Raw genomic sequence first — 18,329 nt, forward strand, 5'->3', positions numbered from 1 at the left:
AGTATTTAAGTGATTACAATTTAGGCCTTAAGCGCTTCACGTGTGACCTGGGATAATTCGCCCATAGCCTTACCAATAAACATATCGCTAGTTTCATGTTCCAACATTTCGACAATGGCGATATCCATTATGACCGTGAAAGACGGTTGATCCAAATTATCACTTTGGAAGGCGGCGCAATCGACTATGCCTTGGATACGCTCTCTGACGGCGCTGATGCTGTCGGCTGTCTCGTCGGGGAAAGCAATCATAAAGACATCGTCCTCGACACGCGCCGTGATATCCTGCATCCGCACAAGGCTTTTGATCATGCCGCCGACATTGGCGCAGGCATTCATAAAGGCCACGTCAGAGACGGGATAGCCGGCCTTAGGCGCGACTTTAATCGCCATAATCGCAGCCGATGATTTACCGTCTTTCATGGCGTCGCACACGCGGTCCATATGGGCATAGAAAAATGCTTGGTTAAACGTGCCGCTTTCGGCGTCAACACAACGCGGACCGCCGACATCATCAAATTCACGTTTTAGTTGGTTATGGATGCGGTGATAATTGGCTAACTCCAATATGCGTCCGCTGATTTCCTCGGCTGTCGAGTTCACATCAATCAGGTCGCGGGCCCCGCTTTCAAAAGCAATTTTGTGCTGGTCAAAACTATCGTCAATCAGAAACAGGGTCGGCACATGATAGAGTTTGGAATTGCGCCGCATGGTTTGCGATATTGTCATGGCGGGCTCACAATCTTGGAGCGCGTTCATGACCACGGCGTCAAACATACGGTCATGCAGATAATCAAAGGCCGTAAAGGTCGTGAAGGCTGCAACCACATCGACGTTCTTTTCTTGCAGCGCATTAATGACAATCATAAATTCAGGTGAAGCCTTGCCAACAAACAACACGCGAAACGGCTTTGATAGAGCGTCATCAGTCAGGACGTAGTCAACATCGAAATCCTTGGACAGAGTTTCAATACGGCGCATGATTTCGCGCTCCATAGAGCGCAGGCGCACCATGCTGTCCACCCGTGTTGCAATCTGGCTGGGATGAGCGGGAGGATAGATGACGCTATCAAAATCGCTTGTGTCGATACTGGCCTTACGGCTTAGCGCCGCGATAACGGGAATAGTATAACCTGTGTAATGTTTACCCAGAGCCTTTTGTAGGTTCGGCGCATGTTCCACATAATCAGACAGCGCAAATAGAATGATGTGGGGCACAGTCTTGGGTGTGCCGCGCAAAATGCGGCCATCGAAAAAACTGATATGCGGATCAAATTTCAACGGTTTTAAAAACTGAATTATGCGGTCAGCGGCGGCGTTGTCGTCCGTGACAACCAAAACCCGCACGAGACGCAGGGCAGGGGCATCGCTACCGCTTTGTGCGGCGCCGCTATGCGGTACGCTTTCGGGCGCAAATTCAGGACTGGACGGGGCCGTGTCAAACATAACCTAAGCTACGGCAGAAATCCTTTCTGACACGTTAAGCCCGCCCCTAAGGGCGAGATAAAATTGGGTTTAACCCTCAATAAGCGCAGGCTCTGCCGCCTTTAACATCGCCTCTTGTAGTTTTTCAAAGGCGCGGGCTTCAATCTGGCGAATACGTTCGCGACTCACGCCGTAAATCACAGCCAGTTCTTCGAGCGTTTTGGGGCTATCGGATAGGCGGCGCTCGCGAATGATATGCTGCTCACGCTCATTAAGGTCCGCCATAGCGTCGCCTAGCAATTCCATGCGCGCGTCATACTCTTGGCTCTCGCCTAGCGTATGCTCTTGGCTGTCGGTATCGTCTTCTAACCAGTCTTGCCATTCGGAACTGCCGTCTTCTGACCCGATTGTGACGTTAAGCGAGCTGTCCCCGCCGTAACTCATACGGCGGTTCATATCGTTCACTTCTTTTTCTTTGACGTTCAGCTTTGTCGCGATCTGCTCGAGGTGCTCTGGCTTTAGGTCGCCGTCTTCCAATGCCTTCATTTCGCCCTTCATGCGGCGCAGGTTGAAAAACAGCTTCTTTTGTGCCGCCGTTGTGCCCATTTTAACGAGGGACCAAGACCGCAGCACATATTCCTGAATAGCCGCGCGAATCCACCACATCGCATATGTGGACAGGCGGAAGCCCTTATCAGGGTCAAATTTCTTTACCGCTTGCATCAGGCCAACATTGCCTTCGGAGATAACCTCGCCAATGGGCAGGCCGTAGCCACGGTAGCCCATAGCGATTTTAGCGACGAGACGCAGGTGTGAGGTGACCATTTTCTCAGCCGCTTCAGTATCGCCGTGCTCGACCCAATTTTTGGCCAGACGAAATTCTTCGTCCTTCTCCAGCATCGGAAATTTGCGAATTTCAGAGAGATAGCGATTTAAGCCCTGTTCAGGGTTTAGCGCCACAGACAGGCTCATATTGCCGCTATAACTTGCGTCTTTCTTTGGCGCTTTTGCCGGCAGTGTTTTATTATCAGCCATAAACAGCCCTCCTACAATTTACCGAACGGTCTAATCCGCCAAAACGGCGCATTTTTCTGAACGAAGTGTCTATATAGGTTACGCGTCAGTGATTTAAAGGGTTGCGATATTAAAAAGCTTTAAGACAGGCTGTCGTTCAACCGCTCTAATTTGGCCTCTAAGTCCGCAATATCGGGCGAAAGAGGGCTTTCAAACACCATCTCCTCTTTGGTGATGGGATGGATGAAGCCGAGTTTCGCGGCGTGTAGCGCTTGGCGTTTAAAGCTTGCGAGTGCTTCGCGCACGGCCAGTTCTGCCGGATCTTTGGTGGTCAGGAACGCGCGTTGTTTCCCGTAAAGCGGATCCCCCAGAAGGGCGCAGCCAATATGGGCCATGTGCACACGAATTTGGTGGGTACGGCCTGTTTCTAGGCGGCATTCGACGCGGCTGATTTGGGGTGTGCCGACGGCGCTATGCATTTGCTGACCATAACCTTTGGTCGTGACGTAATGGGTAATGGCGTGACGGCCATGTTCCGAGCTTTCCATATCGCCGACTGTACCGCGCACCACAGCGATTTTCTTACGGTCATGTTGGCTCCGGGCGAGGCGGCTCTCGATTGTTCCAATACGGGGCTTTGGCGCGCCGCGCACAAAACAGACGTAAAGCCGCTCTATCGTATGCTTGGCAAATTGCTTTGACAAATAGCGGTGCGCGCGGTCGGTTTTAGCAACCACCATAACGCCCGATGTATCCTTATCAATCCGGTGAACAATGCCAGGTCGCATCACCCCGCCAATGCCCGACAGACTATCCGCGCAGTGATAAAGTAGCGCATGCACAAGCGTACCCGTGCGCGAGCCTGGCGCAGGATGCACCGTCATACCGGACGGTTTATTGACGACAATCAGTTGGTCATCTTCAAACAAAATATCCAGCGGAATGTTCTCAGGCTTGGGCCTGTCATCCACGGGGGGCGGCAGGTGCACAGCATATTCAACACCGGGTTGAACCTTCATTGACGGGTTTGTTTTAACGTCACCATCGGCGCGCACTTGCCCCGTTTCGATCAGCGCGCGAATGCGTGACCGAGACAAATCTGTCCAGCCTGCCAACCATTTGTCCAAACGCTCGCCCGCATCGGGTTCATTGGCAACCTCGGCCTGCCATGTGCCCGTGATGGGCGGGGAAATGTTGTCAGTGTCTGTCATGCGCTCTCCCTAAGGGGTTTTACGGGGCAGGGGAAGCCAGCAAATCATATCTAAACAGCCGCAAAATCACCGATTTGGATAATCTCGACGCTCTCGCCCGCCTTTTGCGCGCTTTGCCCTGGACTCAGACGCAAAAGCGCATTGGCCTTGAGGAACGGTGACATCAAGCCGCTATCTTGCGCGGGGAGCGCGCTCACGCAAAGCTGTCCGGAATTATTAAAACTAGCCACAGCGCGAAGATAGCTTTCGCGCGGACCATTGGAGCCAAGTGGCGTGTCTAACCTTGCGGTCAATATGGGCGTGTGAACACCGAGCAGTGGTTTCAAAAATAGATGCGCGCAAACAACGGCAGAGGCTGGATTGCCGGGCAGGCCCAAAACGCGTTGACGGCTCAATGCACCAAACCAGGTTGGCTTTCCGGGGCGCACGGCAACTTTCTCAAATATCATTGATAATCCAGCGTGGGTGAAGGCGCCGCGCATATGGTCGTGATCGCCAACGGACGCCCCGCCCACAGGCACTATGATGTCGGCATCGCTTGCTGCTGACAGGCTTTTTAATATGCTGTCCACACTATCGCGCGCAGTCGGTAGGATATGCGGGACGCCTCCCCATTGGGCAATCAAAGCGGCGAGCGCCGTTGGATTGGCATTGACGATTTGCCCCGTACCGACAGGCTCCCCCGGTGTGACGAGTTCGTTGCCATTGGACAAGATAGCGACGTTTAGGCGTCGTTTAACCGACAGCGTCCCATGGCCCGCCGCCGCCGCGACTAGCAACTCTGACGGACCTAGGCGGGTGCCAGCGGCGATAAGCTGGTCGCCTTTCAGAAAATCTATGCCGGCGTGACGGATATGACGGGCGGCGTCTTGCGGCTCATTCACGGTAATGGTGTCGCCATTTCGGGTCACGTTTTCTTGGATAATCACAGTATTGGCGCCGTTCGGCACGGCCCCGCCGGTGAAGATACGCACAGCTTGGCCCGTACTCACAGCGCCCTTAAAGGGGCTGCCTGCGGGGGCTTCGCCGATCACGGTTAAAGTCGCCCCAGCGGTTTTAACATCGTCTAATTTGACGGCGTAACCATCCATGGCGGACGCTGATAAAGGCGGCTGGGTGAGGGTCGCAGTGACGGGCTTGCTTAGCACCCGACCTAATGCTGCATTAAGGGACACAGTCTCAGAGGGCTGTTCAATGCGGTTGTCATTGATATAGGCGAGGGCTTGGGAAACGGAAATCATAGCCCCCTATAGGCAAAGACGTGTTTTGGCGCTAGGTGATTATGGTGACCCTTAATCAAACCACTGTGATAATCCCGGCCAGCGGCCAATCTGTGCGCTTTGGCGCGAGTAATAAGCTGCTGTCTGAATTGGCTGGAAAACCGCTTGCGCAGCACGCCATTGATTGCGCGGCTAACATTGGTTTCAGCAATAAAATCGCAGTCATCCCACGAGATAAAACTGCGCTTTGGGAGCTGTTTAAGGCGGCAGGATTTGACTGTATTCACAACCCTGCGCCAGAGCGCGGCATGGGGCATAGCTTGGCACTCGGCGCAAAGGCATGCCAGACCCAGAGGGCCGTGGTCATGCTCGCCGATATGCCGCTTGTACCAACGGGGCATATTCACGCTTTATTGGACGCGCTGGGTGATAACCCCGTTGTCTTTACCCAAAGTGCATCAGTCGTGCATCCGCCAGCAGCGCTGGGCTCTGTGGGGTTGGACGCGCTGAGGCACTCTGACGGTGATCAAGGACTGCGGGACTGGACAGTGGCGGCCAAGACTGTTGCGCTAGACCCTGCGCTAACCCAAGATATCGACACACCAGAGAGCCTAGACGTGGTGCGACGAAATTGGGACGTCTTATACCGCCAAAGTCTAGCGGCGGATGTGGCCCGTAGGTAAGTTATGACATTTACAAAAACACTCTTAATCGCCAGCGCTGTAACCCTATCCGCCATGAGTTTATCGGCCTGCGCGACTTTCACGCCAACGCCTGAGACTAATGCGCAAGACGCGGTGGAGACGGGCAATTACTCGCTTGACCCCACCCACGCGTCGCTGACCTTTCGGATAAGCCATTTTGGCGTGTCTGATTATCTGGGGCGGTTTAACACCATTGACGGCACGCTGGATTTTGACGAAGCTAATCCCGAGGCCGCGAAGATGGTGCTGACCGCGCAAGTGGATAGCCTTGATGTAAATAATGACAGCTTCGCGGAAACGCTAATAGGCGAAAGCTGGTTTGACGCTAGCGCTCATCCCGAAGCGCGCTTTGTGCTAAACGGTATCACGCAGACAGGCCAAGATAGAGCGACGGCCACGGGCGAGTTGACCCTAAAGGGCGTGACCAATCCCGTGACATTTGACGTGCGTTTCATCGGCGCGATTAATAATCCGCTGACCCGTAAATATACGCTGGGGTTTGAGGCCAAGGGCAGCATAAAGCGGTCCGATTACGGCATCACACGATTGCTATCCGTTGCCGGTGACAAATTTGATTTTGACACAGTGCATCTACATTTTAACGGAGAATTTCAAAAGCAGTAATCAGCTGTAAAATTTATGCGTCTCTGATAGGGGCGCACGGTCAGCGCGTAGGTCGTTGACCGCAACGTCTGGATCGCCGTAACCCAGCGACATACCAACGATAACTTCTTGCTCTTCTGGTATATCAAGGAATTTTTCGCACACAGTCGGCCAATTGCGCCACCACCCTTGCGGCGCAGTATGCAGGCCATGTTCACGCGCGAGAAGCATAAGGCTTTGCACATAAATACCAACGTCCATATGTTGCGGCGCTTGGCAGCGTTTATCGGCTGTGATGATGATACCAACGGGCGCGCCGAAGAATTTCATATTCTCTAGGAACTGCGCCATACGGCCAAATTTATCGTCCTTGGCGATACCCAAAAGCTTATACATATCCTCGCCCAGCTTATAGCGCCAGCTGCGTTGCGGCTCCCACAATGGCGAGGGGTAAGCGGGATGTGTCGGCTCGTCCTGATTGCCCTCTGTCGCGTATTTCACACCGTCCGCGACGAAGTCTTTCAGTGTTTGACCCGTCATGACGTGGACTTGCCACGGTTGCAAATTACCGCCAGAGGCCGTGCGCCGTGCTTGCTCCATGATTGTCATCAGCGTGTCCTCTGGCACAGGGGTATCGCGGAATTTACGCACGGTAATGCGTGTATCAAGCGCGTCTGAAACAGTAACCGATTTTGACGTAGAGAGGGGCATAATAGTCCTTAGAGTAATGTCATTACGGACTAACGAATAAGGGGGGTGACCGTCAAGACGCCTCTTGCGGCGGGGCGTTGTTTGTGAAAATCTAGCGATAATAATAAAAGGCATCGCATGCTCTCCGTTCTTGATATTTTTCGCATAGGTATTGGCCCGTCCAGCTCTCACACGGTCGGTCCCATTCGTATTGGCAAACGCTTTGTCGATAGCCTGCACCGTGACGGCGTGTTTGATGATACGGCCGTTGTGGTGACAGAATTACAAGGCTCTCTCGCACTGACGGGTGTTGGACACGCCACACCCAAGGCGGTCATTCTTGGCCTGCTAGGGCTAGAGCCTGAAACGCTGGACGCGGGCGAGGCAGACGTGCTGGTCGCGCGGGTTTATAATGATCATGTGCTTTTGCTCGGCGGGCAAAAAGAGATAAGCTTTAACCCTGACACAGCGATTATTTTTGATTTTGAAACGCCGCCTGATTTGCATCCCAACGGGATAAAGATGACAGCTCTATCTGCTGATGGGGCAGAATTGCGCAGCCAGATTTATTATTCTACGGGCGGCGGGTTTATTGCCTCTCGCGCGCAGCTTTTGACGCCGCTGCCTGATGATATTGTGCCCACGGCAGCGACTGTACCGCATCCCTTTACCTCTGCCGCAGAGCTTCTGGCGATTTGTGCAACCGAGCAAAAAACTATCCATGAAGTCATATTCGCCAATGAAGACGCCATGCGTGCGCGCGAGGAGACTGTTTCTGCCTTAAACCGTATTGCCGATGTTATGATGGCGTGTATCGAACGCGGCCTTCATACTGAAGGCACATTGCCTGGGGGGCTAAAGGTTAAACGCCGCGCGCCTGCGATATGGGAGAAGCTCCACGGTGCGCCGCCGTCCAATGAACGCGAACAACTCTTTGATTGGCTGAATGTGTACGCCATGGCCGTGAATGAAGAAAACGCAGCGGGCGGCCAAGTCGTGACCGCGCCGACTAACGGCGCTGCGGGGATTATACCTGCTATCATAAAGCATTACTGTGTAGGCGAAGGCACAGAGGCCAACCGTAAAAACATCCGTAAATTTCTGCTAACGGCGGGCGGTATTGGACTTTTATATAAGCAACGCGCCTCTATTTCGGGTGCGGAAATGGGATGCCAAGGCGAGGTCGGCGTGGCCTGCTCTATGGCGGCGGGCGGGCTTGCCTCTGTCTGGGGCGGTACGCCTGAGCAAGTCTGCTCGGCGGCTGAAATTGGGATGGAACATAACCTCGGCCTGACGTGCGATCCAGTCGGGGGCCTTGTGCAAATTCCGTGTATCGAGCGCAACGCCATCGGCACGGTCAAAGCCGCCAATGCCGCGCGGCTCGCTTTGCATCAAGGACACCACAGCAAAGTCAGCCTCGATCAAGTCATAGAGACCATGCGCCAAACAGGCCTTGATATGAGCAGCAAATATAAAGAAACGAGCCAAGGGGGTTTGGCCGTCAATGTGGTCGAATGTTAAAGTGCGATTTTTGTGAAACAAAAAACGCACAACAGGGCCGCAAAATATGCGCAGCCTTAGCGCAAATTTTGTGCACCGCTTTTATGTCCCGGACAGACACGCGAACACTATGAAACTAACCAATGAATAAACCCATCAATAGCCCCCTCATCGACAGTTACGGACGGCAGATCACCTATCTGCGCTTGTCCGTCACTGACCGCTGTGATTTGCGCTGCACCTATTGCATGGCGGAAAATATGACGTTTCTGCCCAAGCGCGATTTGCTGACGCTGGAAGAGCTTGACCAATTGGCGTCTCATTTCATTGCGCGCGGCGTTCGCAAAATCCGTATCACGGGTGGTGAACCGCTGGTGCGGCGCGATATTATGCATTTGATTAAACGGCTTGGCCGTCACCGCGAAAGGGGTGCGCTCGATGAATTGACGGTCACAACAAATGGCACGCAGCTTTCGAGATTTGCGGATGATCTAAAACGCTTTGGTGTCGAGCGTATCAATGTCTCGCTCGACACGCTTGACCGCGCGCTGTTTAAAACGCTCACGCGCCGCGACGCAATTGATAGTGTCATGCAGGGAATAGACGCAGCCCAAGCCGTAGGGTTGCGCGTCAAAATCAATACTGTCGCTCTGCAAAGCAATGCGGATGAAATCGCCGATATGATGGTCTGGGCGCATGGGCGGGGCATGGATATGACGCTGATCGAGGTCATGCCGCTGGGCGAAATTGATGAAGACCGCGTCGATCAATATATCCCGCTATCAGAGGTGCGCGATAGGCTGGCCGCGCGCTTCACATTATCGGACATAGATCACCGCACAGGCGGCCCAGCCCGTTATGTGAGTGTGAAGGAGACAGCCAAAGGGAAAGGTGGTCGGCTCGGCTTCATCACACCGCTGACAAATAATTTCTGCGCAGGCTGTAACCGCGTGCGCGTGACCTGCACTGGCCAAATCTATAGCTGCCTCGGCCACGGCGGCGCTGTGGACTTACGCAGCGCCCTACGCGGCGAGGCACCGCAGGAGGCGCTCAACACTTTGCTAGACAGTGTCATGCGCGCCAAGCCTGAACGCCATAATTTTGATATATCAAAGCGCGGCCAGGGACCGAGTGTACAGCGGTATATGTCAGTCACTGGGGGTTAGTGCAATGTCTTGGGTTTGGTTTTCCGCAAGAAAAGCCCGACCCAAAAAATGCACGTTAGGGCAAGAAATTCACGCAGTCTTAGCGTGAATTTGTGCACCGCTCAAACATCTATCGTCAGAAAACCTTAGTCTAAAACACGTCACCCTCGGGCTTGACCCGAGGGTCTATCAATACGTTATGGTTCAATGCTGAAGGATGGATCCTCGGGTCAAGCCCGAGGATGACGGGGGAAGAGGGCTGAGACTCACGCTGCCTGATACTCACGGGTACCGCTGGAATAGGCGAGTAGTAAAACCGCTGGAATATCCTCATTATTCCGTGTTTGATGCTTTAACCCCAATGGGATTAAATGGGTTTCCCCTTCGCATAATGAAAGCCGAACCGCTGCCAGCCATCCTTGCAGGATGTCTACGCGTTATCGGTTGATGATTTTTGGCTTCGCCAAAATTCATCTGGCCAATTCCTTCATCGCCGCCTCAAGCCCACTCAAGGTCATAGGGAACATTCTGTCTGCGCCAATGACCTCTTGGATAATCTTGGTGCTTTGCGAATAGGCCCAGTATTTTTCTTCCGTGGGATTAATCCAGATGAGATGCGGATAGACATCGACCAACCGTTTTAGCCAGACATGGCCCGCTTCCTCGTTCCAATGCTCAACACTGCCGCCGCGCATGGTGACTTCATAGGGGCTCATGGCGGCGTCGCCGACGATGACCACGCGGTAATCTGACGGGAATTTATGCAGCACATCCCATGTCGGTGTGACCTCTTTCATACGGCGGACATTGTCTTTCCATAGATGCTCATAGATGCAGTTGTGGAAATAGAAATATTCCAGCCGTTTAAATTCCGAACGCGCGGCAGAGAACAACTCTTCGGCTTGTTTCACATAGGCATCCATCGACCCGCCAATATCAAAAAACGTCAGCACTTTGACCGCGTTGCGACGCTCTGGCCGCATCTGAATATCGAGCCAGCCTTGCTTGGCCGTGCCGCGAATTGTGCCGTCAAGATCAAGCTCATCCGCCGCGCCGTCGCGGGCAAATTTACGCAGGCGGCGCAACGCGACTTTGATATTACGCGTGCCAATTTCGCGGTCACCGTCGAGGTTTTTAAACTGGCGTTTATCCCAAACCTTGACCGCTTTGCCGTGTTTACCGGGGCCGCCAATGCGCACACCTTCGGGGTTGTAACCGCCGTGGCCAAAGGGCGATGTACCGCCTGTGCCGATATGCTTGGACCCGCCTTCATGGCGTTCTTTTTGGTTCTCCAGCCGTTCTTTCAGGGCTTCCATGATTTTATCAAAATCACCGAGCGCTTCAATCTCGGCCATTTCTTCGGGCGTGAGGTGTTTTTCCGCCATAGCGCGCAGCCAATCAGCGGGGATTTCGTGCTCGTCCTCTCCAAATATATCAGACAGATAGTCCATGCCGCGAAAAACATGAGCGAAGACCTGATCAAATTTATCGAGGTCACGCTCGTCCTTAATCAGGGCCGTGCGGGACAGATAATAAAAGCCGTCAACACTGTCATGGGCAACGTCTTTATCAAGCCCTTCGAGCAGGGTTAGATATTCCCGAATGGTAACGGGGATTTTGGCGGCGCGAAGCTCTTTGAAAAACGTTTGAAACATAGTGGCTATGTAACCTAAGCGGGCGGGAAAACAAAGTCCCCTTGCTGTGGCAATTTATGTCCGTCATAGGGCTAAGTGCATCACACCATTTGTTTGATAGGCGGCGGCTTGGGTTTGGTGGGGCTTATCTAGACAGCTTATGATTTTATCCTGCCATAATCCGTAAAAAACTGCTAACTATTATCTATGATTGACGTCAGCCATAAACAGGCCATTGCAACGGCCATGGGAATTATATCGGGCCAAGACGGCGTACCAATGCCAGGTGATTATGACCGCGCGGCATCGGCTTTGTCCAGCGCGCAGGTCGTGCCTTTTGCCAAAGCAAAGCTTGCTGCACTGACTGCGATGGGGTGCGGCGTCCCGCGCGATAGAGACCGTGCCTGCGCGCTTTATTTCGACGCGGTGGTTAGCGGCTTTCCTCCTTTGCTGCGCGATATGGCGGTGATTAATGACGGCGCGCGCGGGGACAAAGGTCTGACCCGTTCGCTGTTGATGCGCGCGGCATCATCTGGCGATCATATGGCGGCAGATTTAATCCTTGCATGGGAACGTCGCGAACCGCCAGTAAGCGCGAGCGCGATTGATAGTGCCGCGTTAAAGACCTCTCTTGCGAAAATTTTTCATGCCGCCCCCGTTATTCAACCCAGTTCGTTATCACCTGATTTGCCCGTCTTCGCCCATGTGAATGCGCTTACGCCCCTGCAATGTGATTACCTGATGATGAGCGCGGCGCCGCTCTTGCAGCCGTCCAAAGTGGTTGACGGTGACCATAGCGAACAGGCAGGATTTCGCACTTCAGATGGGGCCGCGTTTTTACCGGCACGTATGGATTTGCCTGTGCTGCAAATCATCACAAAGCTGGCCTCACTGGCGGGGGCTGCGCCTGAACAAGGTGAATTTCTGGCACTTTTGCGCTACCGCCCCGGCCAAGAATACCGCCCGCACCATGATTATCTGCCAGAAGACAAAGCAGATTACGCCAAAGTCAAACGTAGCGGGCAAAGGCGGATGACGGTTCTGACCTATCTGAATAATGGCTATCACGGCGGAGAGACGGATTTCCCAAAGCTCAACATTAGCCACAACGGCGGGCAGGGCGACAGCCTCGTCTTTGCCAATATCGACGAGACCAGCAAACCACAGCCGCAATCTTTGCACGCAGGTTTGCCTGTGAGTCAGGGTGAAAAATGGCTAATCACGCTCTGGGTTCGGGAAAAACGGTTCTGGCCTTGGCCCGCTAAAACACTTTGAAATATTTCACTTTACAGCCGTAAAAAAAGGCGTATTGGGCGCTTTGAAATAGATTTTTCTTGGGTTTTTGCCCGAGATTTGGAGCGCTTGAGCGTCAATGATCCGACCCATAATGCGTCACGCAACCTCGTCCGACTTGGACACACTCGTTGATATTGAAAATCGTGCCTTTACGGGCAACCGTCTGTCGCGTCGTTCGCTAAAGATGATGATATTTAACCCGCGAGCTGTGATGTTGGTCTGTGACGTTGACCAGCATATCGTCGGTTACGGCCTAATCCTGCACCGCCAGACCGCGCAGGCCGCACGTTTATATTCGCTTGCTATTGACCCTAAATTTCAAGGTCGCGGCTTATCGCGGTCACTGCTTCTCACCTTAGAAACCCATACGGATAAAGTCGCTATCAGCCTAGAAGTGCGCGCTGATAATCAGGCCGCGATAGGACTTTATGATAGCTTGGACTATGTGAAACTGAAAACACGTAAAGCTTATTATGACGACGGTATAGACGCCGTGGTGATGCGAAAGGCATTACATCAATGACACACTCGTCCTTAGCCAGCAGCAAAGTACCCGCCTTAAAATGGATTATTATCAGCCCGCTGAAGCTGGACGTCATTGCGCCCGCCCTAGGCCGTATCTGTGTGAGCCCCGCGCAGTTTATTGCAGAGGATTTTGGACCTCATGCCCGCGTAAACCGCCGTACACGGGTGATAAACCTTAGCCATGATTACGGTTATCTCACCACGTCTTATTATTGCTCGCTTTTGGCAGATGCGCGCGGTGTGCGCTGCCTACCGACCGTATCCAGTGTTATTCATGCGACATGGAAGCGCCTTCATTCGGATAGTTTCGCGGCGTTGGAACTGGCACTCAATGAGGCTGATTGTGCGGCGGCAACAGTAGGGCGGGTTGAGATTGTTTCTTATTTCGGACGAGCGGATCATCCGGATTTACAAGGCTTTACGCGCAAAGTGTTTGACGCTTTCCGACTGCCTGCGATGAAAATATCGCTCGCTCATAAGAATGGACGCCTGCATATTCGCGATATTGATAGCGTGAGCCTCGCCCATATCGAAGCTGATAGTGCCGCCTTTAATGAGTCGCTAAATGAGTTTTCGGGCCATGCGTGGGGTGAGGATAACAACGCGCAAGTGGCACCAAAATATTGGCTTGCCATATTGTATGACCCGCAAGAGGTTTACCCGCCGTCTAATAAACGCGCCTTGCAAAATTTCATCCGTGTCGGTCGTAAAATGGGATTTTATGTTGAATTAATTACCAAGGCTAATATTGATTCTTTGCTTGAATTTGACGCGCTATTTATTCGTGAAACCACGGCGGTCAATGATCATACTTACCGCTTTGCACAAAAGGCGGCGCGAGAAGATATGGTTGTTATTGATGATCCACAGTCGATTTTACGCTGTTGCAACAAAGTTTATTTGCAAGAAATGTTGAAGAAACATAATATCCCAACGCCAGGCGCACAATTCCTTTATCGCCGTCAAAAAGCCATGCCACTTATTGATCCCGCAGGATTTCCAAAAGTCTTAAAAGTGCCAGATGGGTCATTTTCGCGGGGGGTTTATAAAGTAACATCCCAAGCGGATTTGGAAAGTCGCGCGGCGGAGATGTTCAAAAAATCAGAGATTATCTTGTTGCAGGATTTCGTCAAATCCGATTTTGATTGGCGCATCGTTGTCATTGGCGGCACCCCTCTTTTTGCTTGTAAATATTTTATGGCAAGGGGCCATTGGCAGATTTACAATCACGCCAGTTCAGCGGCAAACAAAGGCGATGCCGATACGGGGGATGCGGTTTGTGTCCCAATAGCCGATGTTCCAGACTTTGTTATCGATACGGCCCTCAAAGCCTGTGCCGTCATTGGCGACGGGCTTTACGGCGCGGATATTAAAGAAATTGACGGACAGGCCGTGGTGATCGAGATTAACGATAACCCTAATATTGATGCGGGCGTCGAAGACCAAATCCTAAAAGACACGCTCTATCAAACGGTGCTAGAGCATTTCAAAACCCGCATCGATAGACGCTAAAAACCGGTGCTATCGTGAGTAACCTCTACGCTATTTGATTTGCTCTTCGGGCAAATCAGGTTGCGGGTCGGCGGGGGCGTCAATGTGACGACCGGAATATTTAAACACGACAAATTCTAGCGGACTGTCATCGGCTGCGGTAATGCCGTGATAATCCCATGCGCGCGCAAATAATATATCGCCCGTTTTAGCGGGGCGGTCTACCCCGTTCAGTGACCATGTCCCGCGTCCCGCAGTTACCATCAAATATTCTTCATCAGCGTGGCGGTGGGGATGGTGAATTTGCTCGCCCGCTTTAATCTTGGCGACCCCAACCAGAACGGGTTTTAGGACATGGGTGTCGTCGGTGAAATAAGGATAGAATGTGCCCCAATCGGCGGCATCTGCGGCGGTCTCTGACTGGCTGATGATTTGCGAGGCAGCCGCACCGTTTTCTCCGCTTTTGCTCTCTGGCGTAGCTTGGACGCACGCGCCTAAAGCGGTTATTGATACCGCAATAAGGCTGGCTTTAAAAAGGGTCATTTCAGCATTCCCCTGCTGTGGCGGCGCTGACCCCTTGGGCATTGGCGGCACATTCATTAGGATAGGTTTTTCCGTCACATCCACAAACGGGATTGTAATCCATAGTGCAAGCCTGGGGTATCACAGTGCATGTGCCGGGCGCATCTGCCGCCCCGCAAAAATCACCAATGGACCGGCGGCAAAACTCATTCGGGCCAGAACAGGACGGGGCAGGGCCAGCGGTAAAGCCGCCGCAGCTTTGGCCAAGGGTAGTGCTAGGCGTGGGTTGCGGATAGGGCTGCGGGCCACCTCCGTCATAACGTGGTGCGCAAGCGCTGAGCATGAAGCCTGCGATAATTAGACTGAAGAGCGCGCGCATTAGCCTGTTCTCACATCCGTTTCAATTTTCGCGGCTAAATCTGGATCCATCCGAAGCGCCATAGCTAGCTTATCAAGGTAATCGCGTTCTTTGGGGTTCAGGCCGTTAGCGATGCGGCAGGACACGGCGTAAATCTCGGCAGATTCTTGCTCGCTGCTGGCCATGGCCGCAACGGCTTTGGGGTCGGCGGGACGGGCCAGTGCAGCCTCTAATGCAGCAACGGAACTGCCGTCATGGGCCTTAATCAGGGCCAGTTCTTCGTCATGGATTTCGCCGTCCGCCTTGGCGGCAGATATCATAGCGGCCAGCAAGACATCGGCGCGGGCATCCGCGCTTGGGCCTTTCAATAGACCAATAACCTCGTCGGCGCTTGTGGGCATTTTACCCGCTTTATGGGCTTTAAATGCCAGCAAGCCTAGTCCTGCAAGCCCGCCCATTGTGGCTAATTTGCGCCCAGAACGCGATGATAGCAAAAGGGCCAATGCGCCCGCAGCGGCACCTGCGCCAACACCTTTACGCAGCGCCTCGCGTGAGACTTCCGTATCCTCGACGCCCAATTTATCAACCAAAATGTCCTCGCCCTTGGCGGCGATGTCTTTGCCTTTGGCGGTGAGTTCGGATGTGTGCTCTGCGCCTTGTTTGGCAAGGTCGCGACCTGCCTCTAGGATTTGATTTAATAAATCTTGCGCTGTGATGTTTTGATTGCTCATGATGCTCTCCACTTGTCCCCAATTGTATTTTCGCTTGAACGATAGCACAGACCCGCCCATGCTATAAGCGAAAATAAAGACGAAAGCTTTGGGGATATTATGCGATTTGTAAAATGGGGTTTGGGACTGTTTGGCCTAGCGGTCATCATTGGTGCGATTTATCTGAAAACGCCCAATATGCGCGATCATGACGTGGCAGAGATTAAACAAGCGGCGGCGAATTATGACGTACAGATTATCCGCGACGGCTACGGCGTGCCCCACATCTACGGCAAAACAGACGCTGATGCGTCCTTCGGCCTAGCTTACGCCCAGGCAGAAGATGAATGGGCGGTCATGCAACAAGCCCTGATTGAAACGCGCGGAGAGGCGGCCCGTTACCACGGGAAAAGCTCTGCGCCTTTGGACTACTTAAATGATTTGTTCAAAGTCTATCATTTCGTCGAGACAAAATATGACAGCCATTTGAACGATGCTGTCAAAGCGGTTGCAACCGCCTATGCCGATGGGATTAATTTTTACGGCGTGAATAATCCTGACGATGTTTTGGATGATCTGCTGCCCATTACGGCGCAAGACGTGATTGCGGGCTTTACCTTTAGTACGCCGTTTTTCTACCGCATGGATGAAGATTTAAAGGCGCTGTTCACCGCAGAGGACCGCCCCGCCGTATCGCCGTGGGGACGGGACGCTTCACTCGGTACACTGACGCCTGCTGTGCGCGGATCGAATGCTTTCGCTGTTGCGCCCAAACGCTCTGATGATGGTCATACAAGGCTGATAATCAATAGCCACCAACCGATGACGGGGCGATATGCCTGGTATGAAGCGCATATGATGTCGGGCGAAGGCCTAAATATCGCGGGGGCGAACTTTGCGGGTGTGCCTTATCTCGCGCAGGGTGTGACCCCCCATCACGGCTGGGGCCAGACGGTGAATAAGCCAGATTTGATTGATGTCTATGCGTTGACAACTGACCGAGAGAAAAAGCCGCGCCAGTATAAAATTGATGGGCAGTGGAAGGATTTTGAACGCTCCACATCCAAATTCCGCGTGAAGCTTTGGGGGCCTTTCTCGCTCCCTGTGAACCGTGACGTTCTTTGGTCGGATCACGGCCCTGTCCTGTCGACCGAGACAGGCCATTACGCCATTCGCTTTGCTGGTCTGGGCGAGGTGGAGCAAATTGAGCAGTGGTATGCCATGGGCAAAGCCACAAGCTTTGAGCAGTGGAAAGCGGCGCTCGACCAAAATGCCTTGCTGTCATTTAATATGATTTATGCTGATAAAAACGGCAATATCGGTGCCCTTTATAATGCTCGTATGCCAAAGCGTATCGAAGGCCCCGATTGGGGCAGTGTTTTGCCAGGCGATCGATCAGAGTTGATTTGGACAGAAACAATGCCCGTCAGCGCTCTACCACAAAAATACAATCCTGAATCTGGATGGTTATTTTCAGCCAATCACGATCCGTTTTACATGAGTGAACCGGGCAGTACGCCAAACCGTGCAGATTTCTCAGACACATTTGGTGTTCCAACTCGCATGACCAATCGCGGGCTTCGGGGGTTGGAGCTATTATCAGAAGACCCGTCCATCACGCGTGATGACCTCCTGTCTTACCGTGCGGATAGTATTTATTCGGAAAACTCAACACTGCGGAGCATGGTTGCTGACTTGCTGGCGGCGGATTTAGACGGGCCTTATATTGATGAGGCAAAAGCGGTTCTATCCAATTGGGACGGCGGCACAGACATCGGCAATCGCGGCGCGGCGCTGGCTGTCCTGACAGGAGTGCAAGCTTTGGGTAGTCAATATATTGAAACGCTGATGCCGCCAGAAAAGGCACTAGCCAGTACTATTGATTTGCTGATGAGTACGCACGGGCGGCTAGATCCCGAATGGGGAGAGGTCAACCGCATCATACGCGGTGATGTGAATATGGCATTGGACGGCGCGCCCGATGTCTTGCGGGCGATTTACGGTGACCCGGCGGATGTGGCGGATGACGGCATGATGAACGCGCTTGCTGGCGACACACACATCATGGTTGCCGATTGGGCCCCTGATGGGACGCTGCGGCTTGATAGCGTGCACCAATACGGCGCGGCCACACTGGACGAGACATCACCGCATTATAACGACCAAGTCGGGCTATTCGCGCGCGGCGCGTATAAGCCTATGCCGATGTCGTGGGAAGCCGTGCAAGAGATTGCAAAAGAGACCTACCGCCCCGGATCTCGGCGGTAAGAGCGCGCGCACAA

At 53.1% G+C, this 18,329-nt stretch carries 17 protein-coding genes; 8 read left to right on the forward strand and 9 right to left on the reverse strand.

Going from position 1 to position 18,329, the window contains the following annotated elements; all coding sequences use genetic code 11:
* Nucleotides 1-20 precede the first annotated feature (20 nt).
* The 4 genes from AB6B37_RS05205 to AB6B37_RS05220 all read right to left on the reverse strand — a co-directional run bounded on the left by AB6B37_RS05205 (nucleotide 21) and on the right by AB6B37_RS05220 (nucleotide 4,890).
* Nucleotides 21-1,445 carry a diguanylate cyclase domain-containing protein gene (locus AB6B37_RS05205; RefSeq protein WP_371397836.1) on the reverse strand — a complete coding sequence of 475 codons (1,425 nt, stop codon included), beginning with the start codon at nucleotides 1,443-1,445 and terminating at the stop codon, nucleotides 21-23.
* Between the two features lie 69 nt (nucleotides 1,446-1,514).
* Nucleotides 1,515-2,459 (reverse strand): RNA polymerase sigma factor RpoH, encoded by a 945-nt coding sequence (gene rpoH / locus AB6B37_RS05210; RefSeq protein WP_371397837.1) that lies wholly within the window; start codon nucleotides 2,457-2,459, stop codon nucleotides 1,515-1,517.
* Between the two features lie 119 nt (nucleotides 2,460-2,578).
* Entirely contained in the window at nucleotides 2,579-3,649 is a 1,071-nt protein-coding gene (locus AB6B37_RS05215) for an RluA family pseudouridine synthase (RefSeq protein ID WP_371397838.1), read from the reverse strand.
* A 50-nt stretch (nucleotides 3,650-3,699) separates the two neighbouring features.
* On the reverse strand, nucleotides 3,700-4,890 hold the full coding sequence (locus tag AB6B37_RS05220; protein ID WP_371397839.1) for a molybdopterin molybdotransferase MoeA: 1,191 nt from the start codon (nucleotides 4,888-4,890) through the stop codon (nucleotides 3,700-3,702).
* 41 nt (nucleotides 4,891-4,931) lie between these two features.
* Between AB6B37_RS05220 and AB6B37_RS05225 the strand changes: the two genes are divergently transcribed.
* Complete coding sequence (locus tag AB6B37_RS05225; protein WP_371397840.1) at nucleotides 4,932-5,552, forward strand: NTP transferase domain-containing protein; 621 nt, start codon at nucleotides 4,932-4,934, stop codon at nucleotides 5,550-5,552.
* A gap of 3 nt (nucleotides 5,553-5,555) precedes the next feature.
* Nucleotides 5,556-6,197, forward strand: a complete 642-nt coding sequence (locus tag AB6B37_RS05230; protein ID WP_371397841.1) for a YceI family protein — start codon at nucleotides 5,556-5,558, stop codon at nucleotides 6,195-6,197.
* Here the strand turns inward: AB6B37_RS05230 and AB6B37_RS05235 are convergent, their stop codons facing one another.
* On the reverse strand, nucleotides 6,198-6,887 hold the full coding sequence (locus tag AB6B37_RS05235) for a nitroreductase (RefSeq protein ID WP_371397842.1): 690 nt from the start codon (nucleotides 6,885-6,887) through the stop codon (nucleotides 6,198-6,200).
* 117 nt (nucleotides 6,888-7,004) lie between these two features.
* Between AB6B37_RS05235 and AB6B37_RS05240 the strand changes: the two genes are divergently transcribed.
* Both AB6B37_RS05240 and moaA read left to right on the forward strand, forming a co-directional pair.
* Nucleotides 7,005-8,387 (forward strand): L-serine ammonia-lyase, encoded by a 1,383-nt coding sequence (locus AB6B37_RS05240; RefSeq protein ID WP_371397843.1) that lies wholly within the window; start codon nucleotides 7,005-7,007, stop codon nucleotides 8,385-8,387.
* Between the two features lie 122 nt (nucleotides 8,388-8,509).
* Nucleotides 8,510-9,532, forward strand: coding sequence for a GTP 3',8-cyclase MoaA (moaA, locus tag AB6B37_RS05245; protein WP_371397844.1), 1,023 nt, complete (start codon nucleotides 8,510-8,512; stop codon nucleotides 9,530-9,532).
* 449 nt (nucleotides 9,533-9,981) lie between these two features.
* Here the strand turns inward: moaA and AB6B37_RS05250 are convergent, their stop codons facing one another.
* On the reverse strand, nucleotides 9,982-11,166 hold the full coding sequence (locus AB6B37_RS05250) for a VWA domain-containing protein (RefSeq protein WP_371397845.1): 1,185 nt from the start codon (nucleotides 11,164-11,166) through the stop codon (nucleotides 9,982-9,984).
* A 186-nt stretch (nucleotides 11,167-11,352) separates the two neighbouring features.
* Here AB6B37_RS05250 and AB6B37_RS05255 point away from each other — a divergent pair, with 186 nt between their 5' ends.
* The 3 genes from AB6B37_RS05255 (at nucleotide 11,353) to AB6B37_RS05265 (ending at nucleotide 14,478) form a co-directional block, all read left to right on the forward strand.
* Nucleotides 11,353-12,420, forward strand: a complete 1,068-nt coding sequence (locus AB6B37_RS05255; RefSeq protein ID WP_371397846.1) for a prolyl hydroxylase family protein — start codon at nucleotides 11,353-11,355, stop codon at nucleotides 12,418-12,420.
* Nucleotides 12,421-12,517: 97 nt separating this feature from the next.
* Nucleotides 12,518-12,964, forward strand: coding sequence for a GNAT family N-acetyltransferase (locus AB6B37_RS05260; RefSeq protein WP_371397847.1), 447 nt, complete (start codon nucleotides 12,518-12,520; stop codon nucleotides 12,962-12,964).
* Nucleotides 12,961-14,478: a RimK family protein gene (locus AB6B37_RS05265; RefSeq protein WP_371397848.1), complete on the forward strand. Its 1,518-nt coding sequence runs from the start codon at nucleotides 12,961-12,963 to the stop codon at nucleotides 14,476-14,478. The genes AB6B37_RS05260 and AB6B37_RS05265 overlap by 4 nt, the downstream gene beginning before the upstream one ends.
* Nucleotides 14,479-14,508: 30 nt before the next feature.
* Here AB6B37_RS05265 and AB6B37_RS05270 read toward each other — a convergent pair whose 3' ends face one another.
* Genes AB6B37_RS05270 through AB6B37_RS05280 form a run of 3 tightly spaced genes read right to left on the reverse strand, consistent with a single transcriptional unit; the run spans nucleotide 14,509 to nucleotide 16,068 of the window.
* Nucleotides 14,509-15,000: a cupin domain-containing protein gene (locus AB6B37_RS05270; RefSeq protein ID WP_371397849.1), complete on the reverse strand. Its 492-nt coding sequence runs from the start codon at nucleotides 14,998-15,000 to the stop codon at nucleotides 14,509-14,511.
* A 1-nt stretch (nucleotide 15,001) separates the two neighbouring features.
* Complete coding sequence (locus AB6B37_RS05275; RefSeq protein WP_371397850.1) at nucleotides 15,002-15,358, reverse strand: Kazal-type serine protease inhibitor family protein; 357 nt, start codon at nucleotides 15,356-15,358, stop codon at nucleotides 15,002-15,004.
* The gene (locus AB6B37_RS05280) at nucleotides 15,358-16,068 is read right to left on the reverse strand and encodes a DUF533 domain-containing protein (RefSeq protein WP_371397851.1); all 711 of its coding nucleotides are present in this window, start codon (nucleotides 16,066-16,068) and stop codon (nucleotides 15,358-15,360) included. The genes AB6B37_RS05275 and AB6B37_RS05280 overlap by 1 nt, the downstream gene beginning before the upstream one ends.
* A 99-nt stretch (nucleotides 16,069-16,167) precedes the next feature.
* Here AB6B37_RS05280 and AB6B37_RS05285 point away from each other — a divergent pair, with 99 nt between their 5' ends.
* Entirely contained in the window at nucleotides 16,168-18,315 is a 2,148-nt protein-coding gene (locus AB6B37_RS05285; protein ID WP_371397852.1) for a penicillin acylase family protein, read from the forward strand.
* Nucleotides 18,316-18,329 lie beyond the last annotated feature (14 nt).

Source organism: Fretibacter rubidus (genome assembly GCF_041429785.1).
Taxonomy (GTDB): Bacteria; Pseudomonadota; Alphaproteobacteria; order Caulobacterales; family Maricaulaceae; genus Fretibacter; species Fretibacter rubidus.

Bases quoted from the DNA above. Each gene is read 5' to 3' on its own strand.
- AB6B37_RS05205 (WP_371397836.1), bottom strand. From the start codon at position 1,445: ATGTTTGACACGGCCCCGTCCAGTCCTGAATTTGCGCCCGAAAGCGTA.
- rpoH (WP_371397837.1), bottom strand. From the start codon at position 2,459: ATGGCTGATAATAAAACACTGCCGGCAAAAGCGCCAAAGAAAGACGCA.
- AB6B37_RS05215 (WP_371397838.1), bottom strand. From the start codon at position 3,649: ATGACAGACACTGACAACATTTCCCCGCCCATCACGGGCACATGGCAG.
- AB6B37_RS05220 (WP_371397839.1), bottom strand. From the start codon at position 4,890: ATGATTTCCGTTTCCCAAGCCCTCGCCTATATCAATGACAACCGCATT.
- AB6B37_RS05225 (WP_371397840.1), top strand. From the start codon at position 4,932: ATGGTGACCCTTAATCAAACCACTGTGATAATCCCGGCCAGCGGCCAA.
- AB6B37_RS05230 (WP_371397841.1), top strand. From the start codon at position 5,556: ATGACATTTACAAAAACACTCTTAATCGCCAGCGCTGTAACCCTATCC.
- AB6B37_RS05235 (WP_371397842.1), bottom strand. From the start codon at position 6,887: ATGCCCCTCTCTACGTCAAAATCGGTTACTGTTTCAGACGCGCTTGAT.
- AB6B37_RS05240 (WP_371397843.1), top strand. From the start codon at position 7,005: ATGCTCTCCGTTCTTGATATTTTTCGCATAGGTATTGGCCCGTCCAGC.
- moaA (WP_371397844.1), top strand. From the start codon at position 8,510: ATGAATAAACCCATCAATAGCCCCCTCATCGACAGTTACGGACGGCAG.
- AB6B37_RS05250 (WP_371397845.1), bottom strand. From the start codon at position 11,166: ATGTTTCAAACGTTTTTCAAAGAGCTTCGCGCCGCCAAAATCCCCGTT.
- AB6B37_RS05255 (WP_371397846.1), top strand. From the start codon at position 11,353: ATGATTGACGTCAGCCATAAACAGGCCATTGCAACGGCCATGGGAATT.
- AB6B37_RS05260 (WP_371397847.1), top strand. From the start codon at position 12,518: ATGATCCGACCCATAATGCGTCACGCAACCTCGTCCGACTTGGACACA.
- AB6B37_RS05265 (WP_371397848.1), top strand. From the start codon at position 12,961: ATGACACACTCGTCCTTAGCCAGCAGCAAAGTACCCGCCTTAAAATGG.
- AB6B37_RS05270 (WP_371397849.1), bottom strand. From the start codon at position 15,000: ATGACCCTTTTTAAAGCCAGCCTTATTGCGGTATCAATAACCGCTTTA.
- AB6B37_RS05275 (WP_371397850.1), bottom strand. From the start codon at position 15,358: ATGCGCGCGCTCTTCAGTCTAATTATCGCAGGCTTCATGCTCAGCGCT.
- AB6B37_RS05280 (WP_371397851.1), bottom strand. From the start codon at position 16,068: ATGAGCAATCAAAACATCACAGCGCAAGATTTATTAAATCAAATCCTA.
- AB6B37_RS05285 (WP_371397852.1), top strand. From the start codon at position 16,168: ATGCGATTTGTAAAATGGGGTTTGGGACTGTTTGGCCTAGCGGTCATC.